The sequence below is a fragment of the Burkholderia sp. 9779_493 genome, from assembly GCF_015712215.1.
GTDB lineage: Bacteria > Pseudomonadota > Gammaproteobacteria > Burkholderiales > Burkholderiaceae > Burkholderia > Burkholderia cenocepacia.
In genome coordinates, this window is the sequence record NZ_JACCQA010000028.1 from 78,630 (window position 1) to 96,234 (window position 17,605).

Sequence of the window (17,605 nt, forward strand, 5' to 3'; positions counted from 1 at the left end):
AGTCGGCGCTCTGGAAGGCAAGGCGCTCGCCGCACGGCGCGCTTGCTCGGCAGGTGTGGGGATCAGCCGGTGGTGGAACCGTCGGGCTTGCCTAAATCAGGCGTAATTCCTGCTTCGCGGAGACGGTCCAGCACGCGCTTCTTGTTGTCGACACATTCAATTCCGTCCGGCCTGTCCTCGATACTCGCGATCGCGACGACAAGTTGGGCCCGGGTATGGTCGAGACGCTTGCGGATGCCATCGATCTCCTCCACCTTCTGCTTGAGTGCATCGAGCAATGCGCGATGATCCCATGCGCCCGGGCCGACCGGTAGCAGTTGTCGAATCTGCTCGAGCGTAAACCCCGCCTGCTGCGCGATCGAGATCAACCCCAGGAGAATTTCCGCCTCCGGGGGATACTCCCGATAGCCATTCGCTTGGCGCTCCACCACCCTGATCAATCCCTCTGCCTCGTAGAAACGAATACGTGAGGCCGTCAGACCACTGCGCTTCGCCAACTCTCCGATTTTCACGCCACACCCCAAAAAACTATTGACATTAACGTTGACTTTAATCCTAAAGTTGACCGGCGACTACATGGTGAAGCCCGACTGACTCGGGGGCAAGCGACCGCCTCGCGGCCTACCGAGTATTTCGAATTGTCTCAACAAACGGAGCGCATTGTCTCACCCAGGCCGCAAATGGTGATGTCGGCCTGCGCGTCGCCGGCAGAGTGACTGGATCCCAGCGCCATCGTCACGTTGCCGTTTCGTCAGTCACCGTCACAAAAGGAGTCGCCCGCTACCAAGCAGCAACGATCGCCGTACACGTCACTGGTTGTCAACTTGAATATCGAAAAGGAGTGCTGATCATGGGATACGTCACAACAAAGGATGGCGTTCAGATCTTCTACAAGGACTGGGGTCCGCGCGACGCGCAGGTCATCTTCTTCCATCACGGTTGGCCGCTCAGCGCGGACGACTGGGATGCCCAGATGCTCTTTTTCCTGTCGCACGGGTACCGGGTCATCGCGCATGACCGCCGCGGTCACGGACGCTCCAGCCAGGTGTGGGACGGTCATGACATGGATCATTACGCGGACGACGTCGCCGCTGTCGTGAACCATCTCGGCGTGCAAGGCGCCGTTCATGTCGGCCACTCCACCGGCGGTGGCGAAGTCATCCACTACGTCGCCCGTCATGGCGAAGATCGCGTCTCGAAGGCCGTGCTGATCAGCGCTGTGCCGCCGCTGATGGTCAAGACAGACAAGAACCCGGGCGGCCTGCCGAAGGACGTGTTCGATAACCTGCAGGCGCAACTGGCCGCGAACCGTGCTCAGTTTTATTACGACGTTCCGGCCGGCCCGTTCTACGGCTACAACCGTGCCGGCGCGAAACCGTCGCAAGGCGTGATCTGGAACTGGTGGCGCCAAGGCATGATGGGCAGCGCCAAGGCGCATTACGACGGCATCGTCGCGTTCTCGCAGACCGACTTTACCGAGGACCTGAAGAGCACCACGATTCCCGTGCTCGTGATGCATGGTGATGACGATCAGATCGTCCCCTATGCCGATTCCGGCTTGCTGTCGGCGAAGCTCGCTCGGAACAGCACGCTGAAGACCTACAAGGGCTTCCCGCACGGCATGCCTACGTCCAACGCCGACACGATCAACGCCGATCTGCTCGCGTTCCTGCGAGGGTAATCGCGACGGGTGCCGGAAAAGAAACATGCCCGGCATCCGCCTGCCTCCTTCCGGGAAAGCACACTGCCTCCCCGAGAAACACTCACACATTATTCAAGTGTCCGTTCGCGCGGCTCACAGCACGCGGGAGCATTGCTCCCGGCGACCGCTCCGTGCATAGCGATACACCCACACGTCCTCATACAGAGGTGCTTATGTCGAACGAAGGGCAGTGCCCATTCAACCATGCCAACGGCGGCGGCACGACCAATCGCGATTGGTGGCCAAACGAATTGCGCCTGGATCTGCTCAGCCAGCACTCGAGTAAAACCGACCCGCTCGACCCTGGCTTCAACTATGCCGAAGCCTTCAACAGCCTCGACCTCGACGCGCTCAGGAAAGATCTGGCTGCCCTGATGACCGACTCCCAGGACTGGTGGCCGGCGGACTTCGGCCACTACGGTCCGTTATTCGTACGGATGGCCTGGCACAGTGCCGGCACCTATCGCATGGGCGACGGGCGCGGCGGCGCCGGGCGCGGCCAGCAGCGCTTCGCGCCGCTCAACAGCTGGCCGGACAACGTGAGTCTCGACAAAGCTCGCCGCCTGCTGTGGCCGATCAAGCAGAAGTACGGTCAGAAGATCTCGTGGGCCGATCTGCTGATTCTCACGGGTGACGTTGCGCTTACCACGATGGGATTCAAGACCTTCGGCTACGCCGGTGGCCGCGAGGACACGTGGGAGCCGGATCGCGACGTCTACTGGGGCAGCGAGACGACCTGGCTTGGCGGCGACCTGCGCTACGGCAAGGGCGGCGCCTGCGAATCGCAACACGGTGGCAACGCCGGGCGCAACCTCGAAAATCCGCTTGCCGCGGTACAGATGGGCCTCATCTACGTGAATCCGGAAGGTCCGGACGGCAATCCCGATCCCGTCGCGGCAGCGTACGACATCCGGGAGGTCTTCGGACGCATGGCGATGAACGACGAAGAAACCGTGGCGCTGATTGCCGGTGGTCATGCCTTCGGCAAGACGCACGGCGCGGGTCCGGCCGACAACGTCGGTCTGGAACCCGAGGCTGCCGGTCTCGAGCAGCAAGGGCTTGGCTGGAAGAACAGCTTTGGCACCGGCAAAGGCGCGGACACGATCACGAGCGGCCTCGAAGTCACGTGGAGCGACACGCCGACTCAATGGGGCATGGGCTTTTTCAAGAACCTGTTCGGATACGAATGGGAACTCACGAAGAGCCCCGCAGGCGCTCACCAGTGGGTGGCGAAAAACGCCGAACCGACGATCCCGCATGCACACGATCCGTCGAAAAAGCTGCTGCCCACCATGCTGACCACCGATCTCTCGCTGCGCTTCGACCCCGTCTACGAGAAGATCTCGCGTCATTTCATGGACAACCCCGACGTGTTCGCCGACGCGTTCGCGCGCGCGTGGTTCAAGCTCACGCACCGCGACATGGGACCGCGCGCCCGCTACCTCGGGCCGGACGTGCCGACCGAAGAGCTGATCTGGCAGGACCCGATTCCTGCGGTCGATCATGTGCTCGTCGACGACACGGACGTTGCCTCGCTCAAGGAGACGATCCTTGCCTCGGGGCTTTCCGTGGCCGAGCTCGTGTCCACCGCATGGGCGTCGGCATCGACATTCCGCGGCTCGGACAAGCGCGGCGGCGCCAACGGCGCGCGTATCCGCCTCGCGCCGCAGAAGGACTGGGCCGTCAACGAGCCCGCACGATTGGCCAAGGTTCTGAAAGTTCTCGAGCGCATTCAGGGCGAGTTCAACAGCACGCAGCCTGGCGGCAAGAAGATTTCGCTGGCCGATCTGATCGTACTGGCCGGCGGCGCCGGCATCGAGCAGGCGGCGAAGCGCGCTGGCCACGACGTGGTTGTGCCGTTCGCGCCCGGCCGGATGGACGCCTCTCAGGAACAGACCGACGCGCACTCCTTCGCGGTGCTCGAACCGGTCGCAGACGGTTTCCGTAATTTCGTCAAGGGCAAATTCGCGGTGCCGGCCGAAGCGCTGCTGATCGACAAGGCGCAACTGTTGACGCTGACCGCCCCACAGATGACGGCGCTCGTCGGCGGATTCCGCGTGTTGAACGTCCAAACCGGCGACGAAAAACACGGCGTTTTTACCGACCAGCCCGAAACGCTGACCGTCGATTTCTTCCGCAACCTGCTCGACATGGCGACCGAATGGAAGCCGATCGCCGGCGAAGACACCTATGAAGGACGTGACCGTCGGACCGGTGAGCTGAAGTGGACCGGTACGCGCGTGGATCTGGTGTTTGGTTCGAATGCCGTGCTGCGGGCATTGTCCGAAGTCTATGCGAGTGCAGACGGCGAGGCGAAGTTCATTCGTGACTTCGTGGCGGCCTGGGTCAAGGTGATGAATCTCGATCGATTCGATCTCGCCTGACAAAAAGCGGTGGTACATCGATGCGAGCGGGCTGCCGGGGGAACCGGCCCTGTCCGCTCGCATCCGGTGGCGATGACTATCGCTGTTCGGCCCGACATGGCAAGTGCCGGGCCGTGAAGCTCGTACGCGGAGGTACGACGCGACAATGCCGCTGTTCCGAATCGTACTACTGCTTCCGGCCCGGAGTCGGGCCGGCACGCAGTCGTCACTCCAAATCTATCCGAGAAACGCAATGCCTGCTGACGCTTTCACACCTCCTACCGAAATGACCGCGATCGAAATCGTCCATCCCGGCGGTCCCGACGTACTCGTTCCAGCCCGACGTCCGGTGCCGCGCCCCACCGACGAACAGGTCCTGATCCGCGTTCACGCCGCTGGCGTCAACGGTCCCGATGTCTTCCAGCGCAAGGGCTTCTACAATCCGCCACCGGGCGCATCGGACATCCCGGGCCTCGAGATCGCGGGCGAGGTCATCGACGTGGGGAGCGCAGTGAAGCGCTTCAAGCGCGGCGATGTCGTGTGCGCGCTCGTTACCGGTGGTGGTTATGCCGAATATGCAGTGGCCGATCACCGGGTCACCATGACGCTCCCGAAGGGACTTGGTGTCGTCGAAGCCGCGGCAATGCCGGAGACGTTCATGACGGTCTGGCTCAATCTGTTTCAGCGCGGCAAACTACAAGCCGGCGAGTCGGTTCTCATCCATGGCGGCGCTTCAGGTATCGGCACCACGGCGACAATGCTGGCCAAAGCATTCGGTGCGTCGAAGGTCATGACCACCGTCGGATCGGAGGTTCATCGCGAGGCCAGCCTGCGTCTTGGGGCCAATCACGCGATCAATTACCGGGGCGAGGATTTCGTCGAAAAGGTCAGCGAGTTCACGAATGGGAACGGTGTCGACGTCATTCTCGACATCATCGCCGGGGATTACGTCGCACGTAACTACACGGTCGCTGCAATGAACGGCCGCATCCTGCAGGTGAGTGTATTGAAAGGCCCCGCCAAAGACCTCGATCTGTGGCCGATGATGACGAAACGCCTGACGCATATCGGTTCGACGCTGCGCTCCCGAACACCCAACGAGAAAGCGGAAATTATTCGTGAACTGGAGATGCATGTCTGGCCGTTGATCCAGGCGGGAATGGTCAAACCCCAGGTTTACAAGACCTTCCCGTTGAAGGACGCGCGCGGGGCTCACGAGTTGATCGATTCCGGCGTGCACATTGGCAAGATCGTTCTCGTCACCGACGCGCTCCCGGCAGAGTGAGCCCCCGATCGACAGATCGGCGCGGTATCGGAAACAGGCGGCCTCTTGCTGGAGAGGCCGCCTTGACCTTTAGCTCTTGATGAACTTCAGAATGTCCGCGTTGATGACATCCGCATTGGTCGTCAGCATCCCGTGCGGGTAGCCCGGATAGATTCTCAACGTCGCGTTCTTGAGCAGCTTTGCGGACAGCACGCCGGCATCCTTGTATGGCACGACCTGGTCGTCGTCACCATGCAGGACCAGCGCCGGTTGCGTGATTTTCTTCAAGTCTTCGGTGAAATCCGTTTCCGAGAAGGCCTTGATGCAATCGTATTGAGCCTTGATTCCACCCATCATGCCCTGACGCCACCAATTGCGGATGACGCCTTCGGACACCTTCGCGCCCGCCCGGTTGAAGCCGTAAAACGGTCCCGACGGCACGTCGAGGTAGAACTGCGCCCGGTTGGCGGCAAGCTGCTTCCTGAAGCCGTCGAAGACTTCAATCGGCGTTCCGCCGGGGTTGCGCTCGCTCTTCACCATGACCGGTGGCACTGCGCTGACCAGAACGATCTTTGAAGTCCGCTTCATGCCATGACGCGCTACGTAGGCAGCAACTTCCCCGCCCCCGGTCGAGTGCCCGATGTGGACGGCATTCCTGATATCGAGCGCCTCGGTCAGGGCCGCGAGATCGGCAGCGTAGTGATTCATGTCATTGCCGTCGGCTGTTTGCGTGGATCGCCCATGCCCACGACGATCATGGGCGATGACGCGATAACCATGCTCGACGAAGAACAGCATTTGAGCGTCCCAGTCATCCGCCGACAGCGGCCAACCGTGACTGAAGACGATCGGCTGGCCTTTGCCCCAATCCTTGTAGAAGATCTCGACGCCGTCCTTCGTCACGATCTTGTTACCACGGTCAGCCTCTCCTGCCGACGGATAAATCGGATGCTTGGCTGATGCGGCACCGGCCGTGCCACTCGAAGAAAACAAGGGCAGCGCCATCGAGGCAGCCGCTACTGCACCCGCTCCGATCATCAGTTCGCGACGAGATTTGCTGATGACGTCGACTTCATCCTTACCGCTCATGACAGCCTCCTTTGGTAATCGAAAAGCGGCTACACCTGACCACCCGATACCCGAACCGCGTACGATCACGCTCCCGGTACCCCCGTTGCGCAAACTCGATGACCACGCGCCCCGTTTCCTGCTACTTGCTCTGCCGGCATCGGCAGCCAGTCAATTCGTTTCCCTGAGCCGCTTGACGACCGCCTCGGCAATTTCCTTGCTCGATTGCGGGTTTTGCCCGGTGATGATCCGGTCGTCACTGACGACATAGGATGTAAAGGGAAGAAACGCCTTCTTGTAGCGCGCACCACGGCTCACAAGTGCATCCTGCAAGAAGAGCGGAACCTGTGACTTCATGCCGGACAGCGTCTCCTCCATGTCGGAGAAGCCCGTCACCGGCACGCCCGCGAGGAGAGACTTGCCTTCGGCGTCCTGGAGCGGCAACAACGCGGATACGCCATGGCAAACGGCCGAGACGACACCCCCCTGACGATAAATCTGCTCGCTGACGGCCTTCAGCGCCGCGTTGTCGGGAAAGTCCCACAACGTACCGTGCCCGCCAGTGAAGTAGATCGCCTTGTAGTCGGCGGGATCGACGGCCGCGGCCGGCAAAGTCGCCTTCAATCGCGCCATGAAAGCAGGATCGGCCAAATGTGCGCGTGCCGAATCATCCAGGTAGAAAGACTTCAGGCTGCGCTCGTCGATCGGGACTTCACCCCCCGCCGGACTCGCAAAATCCATTTGCAGCCCGGCTGCCTGGGCGACGTCATAGAAATGCGTCAACTCGGTGAACCAGAGGCCGGTCGTATCCGATCGAGACGGATACTTCGAGTGATTGGTCATCACGACCAGAACCTTGCCGTTCAGCTGTGGCACGCCCTCGTTCCGCGCAACGTCGGCTGCATACGCGTATCCGCCCGTCAGCACGGAAATCATGATGGCCAGGAGCCAATGCCTCAAAAGCCAACGCTTGAACATTCTCGATTCCTCATATAAGTCGGCGCGACTTCGGGTCATGACTCGATCGCACCGCACTGAAGCAACGACGTGAAAGGATGCAGACGAAATCCTAGGATTGAAGTTAAGTTGAATGTCAAGTGATCACGGCGCGCCATCGCCACACCGCCACGCGTCCGGATGCCGTGGCGCTCGGCGGCGTCCGTCTCGAGAATCAGCATCGCCACCGATCGATACGACGTTGTCGTGTCACCGATCCGGTCGCATGCCCGCACCAACCCGGCCTCGAACCGACTGAGCATCCATGGCCGTGGATCGCGTTAGCTGATGCAGGCAGGTGCCTCACCGACGTAACTTCTATTTATTTTGTTTGCCTAAATATATTTCCGGGGCGAACGAGGAATGCCTTTTCCCCGTCGCGGATGGTGCCGGGCATCGAGCCGTCGGAAGACCGGATGCTGCAGGGTCGGATGTTCTCGCACACCGATACGCAGATGTACCGCCTCGGCGCGAACTTCAATCAGTCGTCGATCAACCGTCCGCGCGTGCGCGTCACGAACAACAACCAGGACGGTGCGCTGAACTTCGGCGACCGCAACGGCGAAGTGAACTACGAGTCGTCAACGCTGAACGAACTCGCGCAGAACCCGCGTGACAAGTCAGAACAGCGCTGTCGTTCGCCGCGCTGTTCGGCCGCCTCGACCTGCTGCCGGGACTCGTCGCACATGGCGCGAACTCGGATCACGTCGATGCGCTCGGTCGTACCGCGCTACAGAACGCGATCCTGCAAGGCAACGACGCCGCGGTTGCCGCGCTCGAAAAGGTTGGCTCCGCACCGAGTGCGGATGTAACGTTGCGATCGTTTCCGTAACCGCTTGACTTTGAACTTGCCTTCAAGGTTAGCCTAGTGTCCCTCGTCATTCGACACAAGGTCACGAAGGTATCCGACATGCAAACGATACTGGGAGCGAACGGTCAGATCGCCACGGAACTGGCGCGGGAATTGCGCCGCCTCAACACCGGCGAAATCCGCCTCGTCAGCCGCAATCCGCGCAAGGTCAACGACACCGATAGCTTGGTGTCGGCCAATCTGCTTGATGCGCGACAGACCGCCCAGGCGGTGAAAGGCAGTGACATCGTCTACTTCACGGCGGGCCTGCCCCCGGACACGGAGCTGTGGGAAACGCAGTTTCCGGTGATGTTGAAGAACGCGCTGGATGCGTGCCGCGCGGAAGGTGCTCGATTCGCCTATTTCGACAACACCTACATGTACCCGCAGAACAACCGGCTGCAGACCGAGGCGACACAGTTCGCGCCGGTAGGCCGCAAGGGCAAGGTGCGCGCGGCAATGGCGTCGATGGTGCTCGAAGAGATGGCGCGTGGCGACATCCCGGTGCTGATCGGCCGGGCACCCGAGTTCTATGGCCCCGGCAAGACGCAGAGCTTCACGAATGCGTTGGTCATCGACAAGCTGAAGGAAGGCAAGAAGCCGAAGGTGCCGTTGCGTGACGACACGCGGCGCACTCTTATCTGGACGCCCGACGCGAGCCGTGCGCTCGCGACGCTCGGCAACTCGCCGGACGCGTTCGGGCAGACCTGGCATCTGCCGTGCTGCGACGACCGGCCGACCTACCGGGAGTTCGTCGACATGGCCAGCGCCGCGTTTGGACGACCGCCCGCCTATTCGATCATCGGGAAAGGGGCGTTTTGGGTCGCGGGCCTCTTCTCCCCGCAGGTACGTGAGATCAGGGAGCTTCTACCTCGCTACGAGCAGGACAATCTCTTCGATTCCACGAAGTTCAAGCGCCGATTCCCCGAGTTTGAGGTGACAACTTACCGTCAGGGCCTTGAACTGATTCGACGGGAATTCTAAACGTTTGGGGCGCGCGGACACCGTCTTCCCCTCGTTGCGCGATCCAGCAGGCTTGGCGGGCTCCCCGGGCTTAGTCGTGGGGCAGCGTCACACCCGCTTCAAATTGGGGAACACGTTTTCTTGCCGCGCATTTGCGAGAAATTGCAACGCGTTGCACCGGAGGTGCGGCTAGCGGCCGAGCAAGTGCCGCTGCGCGAGGTCGAGGAGAAACTGCGACTTGGGCAGATCGATCTCGCTATCGGCAACCTTCCGTCGCTCATGCCGGTCACAAACCACGCGCTGTTGTTTCGCGACGAGTTCGCGTGCATGACGCGAAAGCGCGCCGGGCTACCGGCCGGGCCATTCGAACCGCATGCTCGACGCATTCGTCGACCTGCTCGATGCGGTCGAGATCACGCTGCTCGCGGACATCCGCAAGATGACGCGCTCGCCGCCGCCGACATCGCGTACGAACACATCGCCGAGCTCGGCGGCCTGCGCGGCAAGTCGCGCGGCGTACCCGACGACGTCAACGGTTTCTGGACCAACCGCAGCTTTCACCGCTACGCGGACTATGCGCTGTCGCCGGCGTTTCATGCGGGCCTCGACCGGCTGATCGCGCAGGGGCACGAGCAGCGCTGCGCGATCATGTGTTCGGAAGCCGTGTGGTGGCGCTGCCACCGGCGCATCGTGTCCGACTACCTGATCGCGCGCGGCGAAACGGTGCTGCACATCATGGGCCGCAACCGCGTGGAGCCCGCGCGGCTCACGGCCGGCGCCGTGATCCGGGACGACGGCACGATCGTGTATCCGGATGCCGAACGCAGCGACTCGGCGTCGCACCCATGATCGTGCCGCGCCGGCGCGTTAGCGTTCGCGCAACGCCTCGGCTGCGCGGTTCAGCGGCTTGACCAGGTAGTCGAACACGGTGCGGCGCCCGGTGCGGATCTCCGCGGTGGCGACCATGCCCGGCAGGATCGGATGCCGCTTGCCGTCGCGGGTTTCCAGATACGCGTGCTGCGTGAGCACGTAGACGCGGTAGTAATACACGCGCCGGTCGACCTGGTCTTCGATCGTGTCGGGCGAAATCCGCTCGACCTTCGCCGGCAGCGACCCGTAGATCGACGACTCGAACGCCGTGATCTTCACGGTCGCCTCCTGCCCCGGATGAATGAATGCGATGTCGCGCGGGCTGAGGCGCGCCTCGATCAACAACTGGTCGTCGAGCGGCACGATCTCCATCAGCATGCCGCCCGGCGGAATCACCCCGCCGACCGTCGACACCCGGATGTCCTTCACGATGCCGCGCGCCGGCGCGCGAATCACGGTTCGCCGCAATTGATCGGCACGCCCTTCGCGAACCTTGAGCAGCGGTTCGAGATCGGCCATCGTCTTCGAATAGTCGGCTTTCAGCGCGACGTAGTATTCGCTCTGCGCCGCTGCGAGCTTCGTCGAGAATTCGGCGGCCTTCTGACGCAACCGGAGCACCTCGACCTCGTTGGTCGCGCCGGTTTTCAACAGCGGCAACGCAATCCGGAGCTCGTCCTCGGCGAGCCGCAACTGTTCGCGCAGGTTGGCGACGTTCTCGCGAAACGCGCGCCGGTTTGCGACGAACAGCTGACGCTCACGCCCGGTCACGGCCTTCTCGTTCGCCAGTTCCGCCGGGAATTCAATGCCGGTCAGGTCGTTCATCTCCGCATACAGCCGCGCGGCACGCCCCTGCAATGCGGTGATCCGTTCCAGCGTTTCCTCCATCGACGAGCGCGCGAGCACCGGATCGAGCGTTGCGAGCCGCTGGCCCGCGTCGACGACATCGCCTTCGCGCACCGCCAGTTCCAGCAGGATGCCGCCTTCGAGACTCTGGATGACCTGCCCTTTCGATGCCGGCGTGACCTTGGCTTCGCCGACCGCGACTTCGTCGAGGTTCGCGAACGCGGACCACACGAGGAAGATCGCCAGCGCAGCAACGATCAGCCACAGCATCCGCCGGGCGGGTGCCGCTTCGCGTGCGCGATGCGCCGACCACGGAAAATCGCTCATCGTGCCTCTCCCGCCATCTGCGCCGGCAACGGGCTCGACTCGCCAGCCGGCGCGCGCGAAGCCGCCGCCGGCTCCGGCGTGCCGGCGCCGCGCAACGCTGCCAGCACCTCGTCTTTCGGACCGTCACGCACCACGCGCCCGCCATCGAGCACGATGATGCGATCGACGATCGACAGCACCGGATAACGATGCGTCGCGACGATCAACGTGCGATGGCCGAGCCACTGCCGCAGGCGCTCGACGATCGCGCGCTCGGTCGCCTCGTCGAGCGAGGCGGTCGGCTCGTCGAGCAGCAACACGTTCGGCGCGCGCAGAATCACGCGGGCCAGCATCAGCGCCTGCTTCTGGCCGCCGGACAGGCCGAGGCCGCTTTCGCGCAGTTTCAGGTCGAGGCCGTGCGGCTGCCGCAACAGCAACTGGTCCGCGCAGGCGACCTTCATCGCCGCGAGCATCGCATCGTCGGTAGCGAGCGGATTCGCGATCAGCAGGTTCTCTCGCAGCGTGCCGTAGAAGAGACTCGATTCCTGCAGCAGCATCCCGACGTCGCGACGGACGTCAGCGACGTCGATCAGCGGCAGTGGCGTGTCGTTGAACAGGATGCGCCCCTGCACCGGCGTCGCGAGTCCGCCGAGCAGCCGCAGCAGCGTCGATTTGCCCGCACCGACCCGGCCGAGAATCGCGATCCGCTCGCCCGGCTCGATCGACAGATTCGGAATACCGAGCACCGGCTTTGCCTGCGGATCGAAGCTGTATCCGACCTGCTCGAAGCGATATCGGCCGACGAGCGCCGGCTTGTGATACGCATCGACCGCCGGATCATGATCGACCGGCAGCGCGAGCAGGTTGTCGAGCCCCTTCTTGCCCGCGCGTACGTTCTGGATGCGCGACAGCACGGCGGGAATCTGGCCCAGCGGGGCGATCGTGCGGCTCGTCAGGATGGAACAGGCCAGCACGGCGCCGAACGACAGGCTCGCGTCCAGGATGCCGTACACGCCGGCGACCAGTACGCCGGCATACGCAAGCTGCTGCACCGTCTGCGCGAGATTGACCAGCAGACCGGCCAGCCGGCGTTGTTGCAAGCCGATATCGGCATTCACGCGATTCGTCTGCGCCCACAGCTGCCGGAATCGCGGCTCCGCCTGCAACGCCTTGATGTCCTCCGCGCGATAGATGGCCTCCATCAGGATCGCGTTGCGCAGCGCCGATTCCTCGAGCCCCTGGTTCGACAGCTTCGCCAGCGGGATTTGCGCGAGCACGCCCGGCAGGATCAGCAGCGGGATCGCCGCGAGCGGCACGAACGCGAGCGGCCCGCCGAGCAGCCAGATGATGAACAGGAACGTGATGACGAACGGGATGTCGATCAGCACGCCCATCGTGCTCGACGTCAGCAGCTCGCGCAGCTGTTCGAGGTCGCGAAGCTGGGCGACCAGCGTGCCCGGCGAGCGCGGCCGCGCGTCGTTGCGGATGTCGAGCACGCGCGCGAAGAACATCGCGGACAGCTTGAGATCCGCCTGCTTGCCGAAATGATCGGCGATCGATACGCGCGCGGTACGCAGCAGCAGTTCCAGCGCGAGCGCGAGCACGACGCCTGAAGCCAGCACCCACAGCGTGTGCGTCGCCCGCGCCGGGACCACACGATCCCACACCTGCATCGCGAACAGCGACGTCGCGATCGCGAGCAGATTGCCGAACAGCGAGCCGGCGCCGAGATCGAGCAATACCTTCCATTGCGCCGAGAACAGATCGTGCAGCCAGGTGTCGGGTTTGGCGGACAGGTAGCCGTCGACGCGTTCGTCACGCCGCGCGACCCGCTCGTGGACGATCAACATGCGGGCCGGCCACGCCGGCGCCGGCGCGCCCAGATCGATCGCGCGTTCGACCGGCTTGCCGTCGAAGACGAACTGGACGACCGCACGCTCCGCCGCGACCGATACGATCACGCCGACATGCGCATCGTCGAACACGGCGAGCGCCGGCAGCATCGCCGGCGTGAGCCGTGCCGGCGGCAACGCGACGAACTGCGCGGCCAGGCCCGCGGACGCGGCGACTTCGATGACGGCGGCGTCCGGCTCCGCGACGCTCGCCCACGACGCCGCGCCACGGACCTGCTCGGGCGAAACGGCGAGACCGAGATGCCGTGCCGCGAAAATCAGCGGGTCGGTCCAGCGCGCGATATCGGCGCCGGCATCGCGCCCGGCGCGAAACGCATCATTCATGACGACTCCCCTCGTGTTCGCGCAGCAATTCGACGAATTTGCCGACTGCCACGTATGCCTTGATGCGCGCGATCGCGCCGTCGGCCAGTGCGTTGATCGCCTCGACTTCCGATTCGAAGATGTCGCGCTCCGGATTCACGACGTCGGTCAACGTACGCTTGTTCAGGATGTATTCCTGCCAGTACAGGTCGCGCGACGCGCGCGACAGCGCGGTCACTTTCTCGTAGCTGTTCAGGCGCGCGGCCGCGCCGGACGCTTCGATTTCCGCCGACTTGAGCGCGCTGCGCGTGACGAGCCGCCGGTTCTCGAGGCTTTCGCGGTTCGCGCGCAGTTCGGCTTCGGCGGCCGCGATCTGGTGTTTCGCCAGGCCGCCGAGCGAGTAGTTGCCGCTCACCGCGAAACCGATCCATGTGTCGTTGGTCGCGTTCGGGCGGCCGCTCGATATCGAACGGCTCGCGCCGATACCGATCGACGGAAAGCGTTCCGCCTGCGCGACCCGCACGCGCGCATCGGCCGCATCGACGGCCGCCGCCGCGGCAAGCACCGACGGCGTGCGTTCGATGTCGCCGCCGGCGTGGCCGAGATCGCCGACGAAATCGACCGTGCCGCCGAGGGGCGCCACGCGCCGCGGGCGGGCGCCGATCAGTTCGGTGAGCTTCGCGGCGGCGACGTCGAAGCGCGTGTTGGCCTTCAGCACTTCCGCCTGTGCATGCAGGATCGCCAGTTCGACCAGATTGCGGTCCGACGAAACCGACAGTCCGGCCCGCACGCGATCGAGAATCTTCGTGCGCGTGTCGCTCAGCGCGGCGACCTGGCGCCGCGCGGCGGCGACGACGTCCTGGCTCGCGGCCAGTTCGATGAACGTCGACGCCGTCTGATACGCGACCGTCTCGATCGTGTCGGCCAGCTGGTACTGCTTCTGGCTGCGCGTCGAGTCCGCCGCGGAAATCCGGCCCGACGTACGGCCGAAGTCGTACAGCAACTGCGACACGCCGATCGAGGCGCGCGTGCCGGTGCGGTTGCCGTTGCTGCCGAAACTGCCGCCATAGCCGGGGCGCACGCCATAGTCGATCTTCGGGTACCAGGCCGCTTTCGCGACCTCGACCTCCGACAGGCTTTGCGCCACTTCCGCATGCGCGCGACCGATGTCCGGATGGCGCGCGATCGCGACGCCGACCGCGTCGCGCAGCGTCAGGCGATCGAGCGCGATGCGCAGCGTTTCGCCCGATGCGCCGGCGGAATCCTCTGCATCCTCGGGATCCGCTGCGTGCGCGGCGGCGGGCGTGTCGAATGCGTCCGGCAGATCCGGCGTGATCGTCGTCACCCCGTCGTGCGGCAACGGCACCGGTGATGGCAGGTCGCCCGGCGCCATCGCACGGGACAGGTTCGCGAGGACGATGCGCCGTGCCGGGTCCGCAGGCGGCAATGGCGGCGCCAGGTGCCGGCGCGGGGCGGCAGCGGCGGCGGCGGGCATGCCGGCCGGCAACGGCACGAACGACGGCGCCATCGCGGTGTGCATCGCCGGAGCGGCACCCCGGGGAGACCCCGGCGGCAACGAACGCGGGGGAGATGCCGCGGCAGCCTGGGCCGCAGGAGCCGGCACGCGGACCGCGGTCTCGAACGAATCGGTCAGTCGGCCGCTCGGCAGCGGCGACGACGATGACGCGAACGCCACCGAGGCGGTATCGAACAGCGCGATCGCGAACAACACATGGCCTGGATGAAAAACGGCACGCGCCGCGCGAGCGGCGCGACGCACTGTGAATCTGGAGCAAGCGGTTGTCTTGAGCATCATCGGGACGCCGGCGGCGAGCCGTCCGGCAAAGCTGGCCCCGCGCATGACGCGGGAACGGATATGCGTCGGGCGGGCCCGCGTCGCGATGCGAACGGGCCTGCCGTGTCGGGGAGGCAGGCCGGCCTCCCCGGGGCGCTGCGGTCAGACGATGATCTGGTGGTTCGCGAGCAGGCTCTCCAGGTTGGTCGTCACGTTGTTCAGCGTGACGAGGGTTTCGGAACCGAACGCCGTCCCGGCGCCGTCGCGGTCGATGCTGATCACCGTATCGGCGCCGACGTTCGTCACCGACAGGAACTGCCCGATCGTGTCGCCCGCATCGATCGTGGGCACGCCGTCCACGTAGTGCGCGGGCCCGTCCGCGTCGGCCGTGTAGCCGACCAGCAGCTTCGACAGATCGATCTTGTCGCCGCTCGTATCGGTGGGGCCGCTTGCCAGCTGGAAGTCGGTGATGACGTCGTGGCCGTTGCCGCCGGTGTTGTCCGCGCCGACGACTTCCCACAGGAACACGTCGGTGCCGGCGCCGCCCGTCAGCGTGTCGTTACCTGCGCCGCCGATCAGGATATCGTTGCCGTTGCCACCGTTCAGCGTGTCGTTGCCGGCGCCGCCGCGCAGCAGGTCATTGCCGTCGCCGCCGTTCAGCACGTCGTCGCCGCCATAGCCGTACAGTCGGTCGTTGCCGGACGTGCCCGTGACGGTGTCGCTGCCCGACGTCCCCTCGATGATCGACGCCGACTGCGTCGAGCCGAGCAGGCTCGCGTTCAGCAACTGACCGGCGGTGGCCGATGCGGACAGCCCTGTCTTGTCGGTCGCGGAGATCGTCACGCTGTCGAGCGCGCTGATGCTGATCAGCCCGCCGTTCAGCGTGATCGAACCGAGAAACTCGTTGAGCCTCAGGTTGTCGATCGGGCCGCCGTCGGTCGCCGTGATCGTCAGGTCGGACGACGGCCCGATGATGCCGAGGATCCCGGGGTTGTTGACGACGTTGAAGTGCAGCCCCAGTTCGTTCGCCAGCGCCTGGTTCGCGTTGAATTGCAGCGCGCCGAGGCCGAGCAATCCGCCGTAGTGCAGCGTCACGTGATCGAGGTTGTTGTTGTAGTCCGATGCGGAGAACGCCTGCTGCGTGCTGAAATCGATCAGGTTGAGCAGGTTCGCGCCGATGATCCCGAGCAGGTTCCCCGACGCCTGCGCCGATACGACCGGTGCGACATTCGGATCGATCGTGAAAAGCTGCGACGTCGTCGGGCCGAGGTTGCCGGCGGCATCGACCACGCGCACCGTCGCCGTGTAGTTCGCCGCGGACAACACGCCCGGCGTGTACCAGGTCCAGTTCGTGCCGTTGACGGTCGCGTTGGTCCAGTGGGCGCCGCCGTCGAGGCTGACCTGGACGACCTCGCCCGCACCGAGCGCAGCATTCAGCGTGCCGCTCAGGGTCGGGGTCGTGTCGCCGGTGATCCAGTCGTTGGGCACGCCGGTGTTGTCGGTCAGGGTCGTCAGCGTGGCCGTCGCAGTCGGTGCGGTCGTATCGACCGTGATCGCGAATGCCGCGCTCGGGGGGCTCACGTTGCCGGCCGTGTCCGTGGCAGTCACCGTGATCGAATGCGCGCCTTCACCCAAGCCTGTGGCCGGCGTGAACGTCCAGTTTCCGGATGGGTCCGCTGTCGTCGTACCCAACAACGTCGTGCCGTCATAGACGCTCACCGTGCTGCCTGCTTCCGCCGTACCGGCAAGCGTCGGGGTCGTGTCGTCCGTCGTCGCGCCAGTCGTCAGCAGGCCAACGATCGAGCCAACGTCGTCGGTCACGGTGCCGATGATCGGCGCGGCCGGCGCCGTCAGGTCTGAAACCGTTACCGACGCGGACGGGCCGGTGTTGCCAGCCGCGTCCGTGGCGGTCACGCCGATCACCGTGCCGATCGGCAGCGGGGTCGACGGCGTGTACGTCCACGCGCCACTCGGGTCGGCCGTCACGGTGGCGTCCGGCGTGCCGTCACCGTTCGTATCGATATTGACCGTCGCGCCCGCTTCCGCCGTACCCGACAGCGACGTACCATCGGTCGCGTTCACAGTCGGTAATGCAGGAGCCGTCGTATCGATCGTCAGGTTGAAGGCCGTGCTCGGGGGGCTCACGTTGCCGGCCGTGTCCGTGGCAGTCACCGTAATCGAGTGCGCGCCCTCTCCCAAACCCGTGGTCGGCGTGAACGTCCAGTTTCCGGACGGGTCTGCTGTCGTCGTGCCCAGCAACGTCGTGCCGTCATACACGCTCACCGTGCTGCCTGCTTCCGCTGTACCGCTCAATGTCGGCGTCGCGTCATCAGTACTGCCTCCGGAAATGATCGCACCAACAACAGAGC

The 17,605-nt window shown here is 64.4% G+C and carries 11 protein-coding genes and 4 pseudogenes; 8 read left to right on the forward strand and 7 right to left on the reverse strand.

The features are described from left to right. Nucleotides 1-62: 62 nt before the first annotated feature. On the reverse strand, nucleotides 63-512 hold the full coding sequence (locus H0X95_RS25660; protein ID WP_012493480.1) for a MerR family transcriptional regulator: 450 nt from the start codon (nucleotides 510-512) through the stop codon (nucleotides 63-65). 338 nt (nucleotides 513-850) lie between these two features. Between H0X95_RS25660 and H0X95_RS25665 the strand changes: the two genes are divergently transcribed. The 3 genes from H0X95_RS25665 (at nucleotide 851) to H0X95_RS25675 (ending at nucleotide 5,350) form a co-directional block, all read left to right on the forward strand. Then, the gene (locus H0X95_RS25665) at nucleotides 851-1,681 is read left to right on the forward strand and encodes an alpha/beta fold hydrolase (protein WP_012493481.1); all 831 of its coding nucleotides are present in this window, start codon (nucleotides 851-853) and stop codon (nucleotides 1,679-1,681) included. A gap of 194 nt (nucleotides 1,682-1,875) precedes the next feature. After that, nucleotides 1,876-4,086, forward strand: coding sequence for a catalase/peroxidase HPI (gene katG / locus H0X95_RS25670; RefSeq protein WP_196446270.1), 2,211 nt, complete (start codon nucleotides 1,876-1,878; stop codon nucleotides 4,084-4,086). A gap of 232 nt (nucleotides 4,087-4,318) precedes the next feature. Next, nucleotides 4,319-5,350: an NAD(P)H-quinone oxidoreductase gene (locus H0X95_RS25675; protein ID WP_330165502.1), complete on the forward strand. Its 1,032-nt coding sequence runs from the start codon at nucleotides 4,319-4,321 to the stop codon at nucleotides 5,348-5,350. A 69-nt stretch (nucleotides 5,351-5,419) separates the two neighbouring features. Here H0X95_RS25675 and H0X95_RS25680 read toward each other — a convergent pair whose 3' ends face one another. Both H0X95_RS25680 and H0X95_RS25685 read right to left on the reverse strand, forming a co-directional pair. Next, on the reverse strand, nucleotides 5,420-6,418 hold the full coding sequence (locus tag H0X95_RS25680) for an alpha/beta fold hydrolase (protein WP_124675271.1): 999 nt from the start codon (nucleotides 6,416-6,418) through the stop codon (nucleotides 5,420-5,422). Between the two features lie 150 nt (nucleotides 6,419-6,568). Further along, on the reverse strand, nucleotides 6,569-7,375 hold the full coding sequence (locus H0X95_RS25685) for a type 1 glutamine amidotransferase domain-containing protein (protein WP_012493484.1): 807 nt from the start codon (nucleotides 7,373-7,375) through the stop codon (nucleotides 6,569-6,571). A 383-nt stretch (nucleotides 7,376-7,758) separates the two neighbouring features. Here H0X95_RS25685 and H0X95_RS36045 point away from each other — a divergent pair. The 5 genes and pseudogenes from H0X95_RS36045 to H0X95_RS25705 form a co-directional block, all read left to right on the forward strand. Next, a pseudogene (locus H0X95_RS36045) lies at nucleotides 7,759-8,016 on the forward strand (catalase); the annotation flags it as partial. 2 nt (nucleotides 8,017-8,018) lie between these two features. After that, nucleotides 8,019-8,225 (forward strand): annotated as a pseudogene (locus H0X95_RS36050) (ankyrin repeat domain-containing protein); the annotation flags it as partial. A gap of 78 nt (nucleotides 8,226-8,303) precedes the next feature. Further along, nucleotides 8,304-9,227: an SDR family oxidoreductase gene (locus H0X95_RS25695; protein WP_196446271.1), complete on the forward strand. Its 924-nt coding sequence runs from the start codon at nucleotides 8,304-8,306 to the stop codon at nucleotides 9,225-9,227. Nucleotides 9,228-9,389: 162 nt separating this feature from the next. Then, nucleotides 9,390-9,497 (forward strand): annotated as a pseudogene (locus H0X95_RS36395) (LysR family transcriptional regulator); the annotation flags it as partial. Between the two features lie 82 nt (nucleotides 9,498-9,579). Further along, nucleotides 9,580-10,055, forward strand: a pseudogene (locus H0X95_RS25705) (DUF488 domain-containing protein). Between the two features lie 18 nt (nucleotides 10,056-10,073). Here H0X95_RS25705 and H0X95_RS25710 read toward each other — a convergent pair. The 4 genes from H0X95_RS25710 to H0X95_RS25725 form a co-directional block, all read right to left on the reverse strand. Continuing rightward, the gene (locus H0X95_RS25710; RefSeq protein ID WP_125331660.1) at nucleotides 10,074-11,246 is read right to left on the reverse strand and encodes an HlyD family efflux transporter periplasmic adaptor subunit; all 1,173 of its coding nucleotides are present in this window, start codon (nucleotides 11,244-11,246) and stop codon (nucleotides 10,074-10,076) included. Continuing rightward, nucleotides 11,243-13,462: a type I secretion system permease/ATPase gene (locus H0X95_RS25715; protein ID WP_196446272.1), complete on the reverse strand. Its 2,220-nt coding sequence runs from the start codon at nucleotides 13,460-13,462 to the stop codon at nucleotides 11,243-11,245. Before H0X95_RS25715 ends, H0X95_RS25710 begins: the two co-directional genes overlap by 4 nt. Then, complete coding sequence (locus H0X95_RS25720) at nucleotides 13,455-15,254, reverse strand: TolC family protein (RefSeq protein WP_012493492.1); 1,800 nt, start codon at nucleotides 15,252-15,254, stop codon at nucleotides 13,455-13,457. The genes H0X95_RS25715 and H0X95_RS25720 overlap by 8 nt, the downstream gene beginning before the upstream one ends. Nucleotides 15,255-15,398: 144 nt before the next feature. Further along, the coding region (locus H0X95_RS25725) for an Ig-like domain-containing protein (protein ID WP_196446273.1) at nucleotides 15,399-17,605 on the reverse strand (2,207 nt) is incomplete at its 5' end.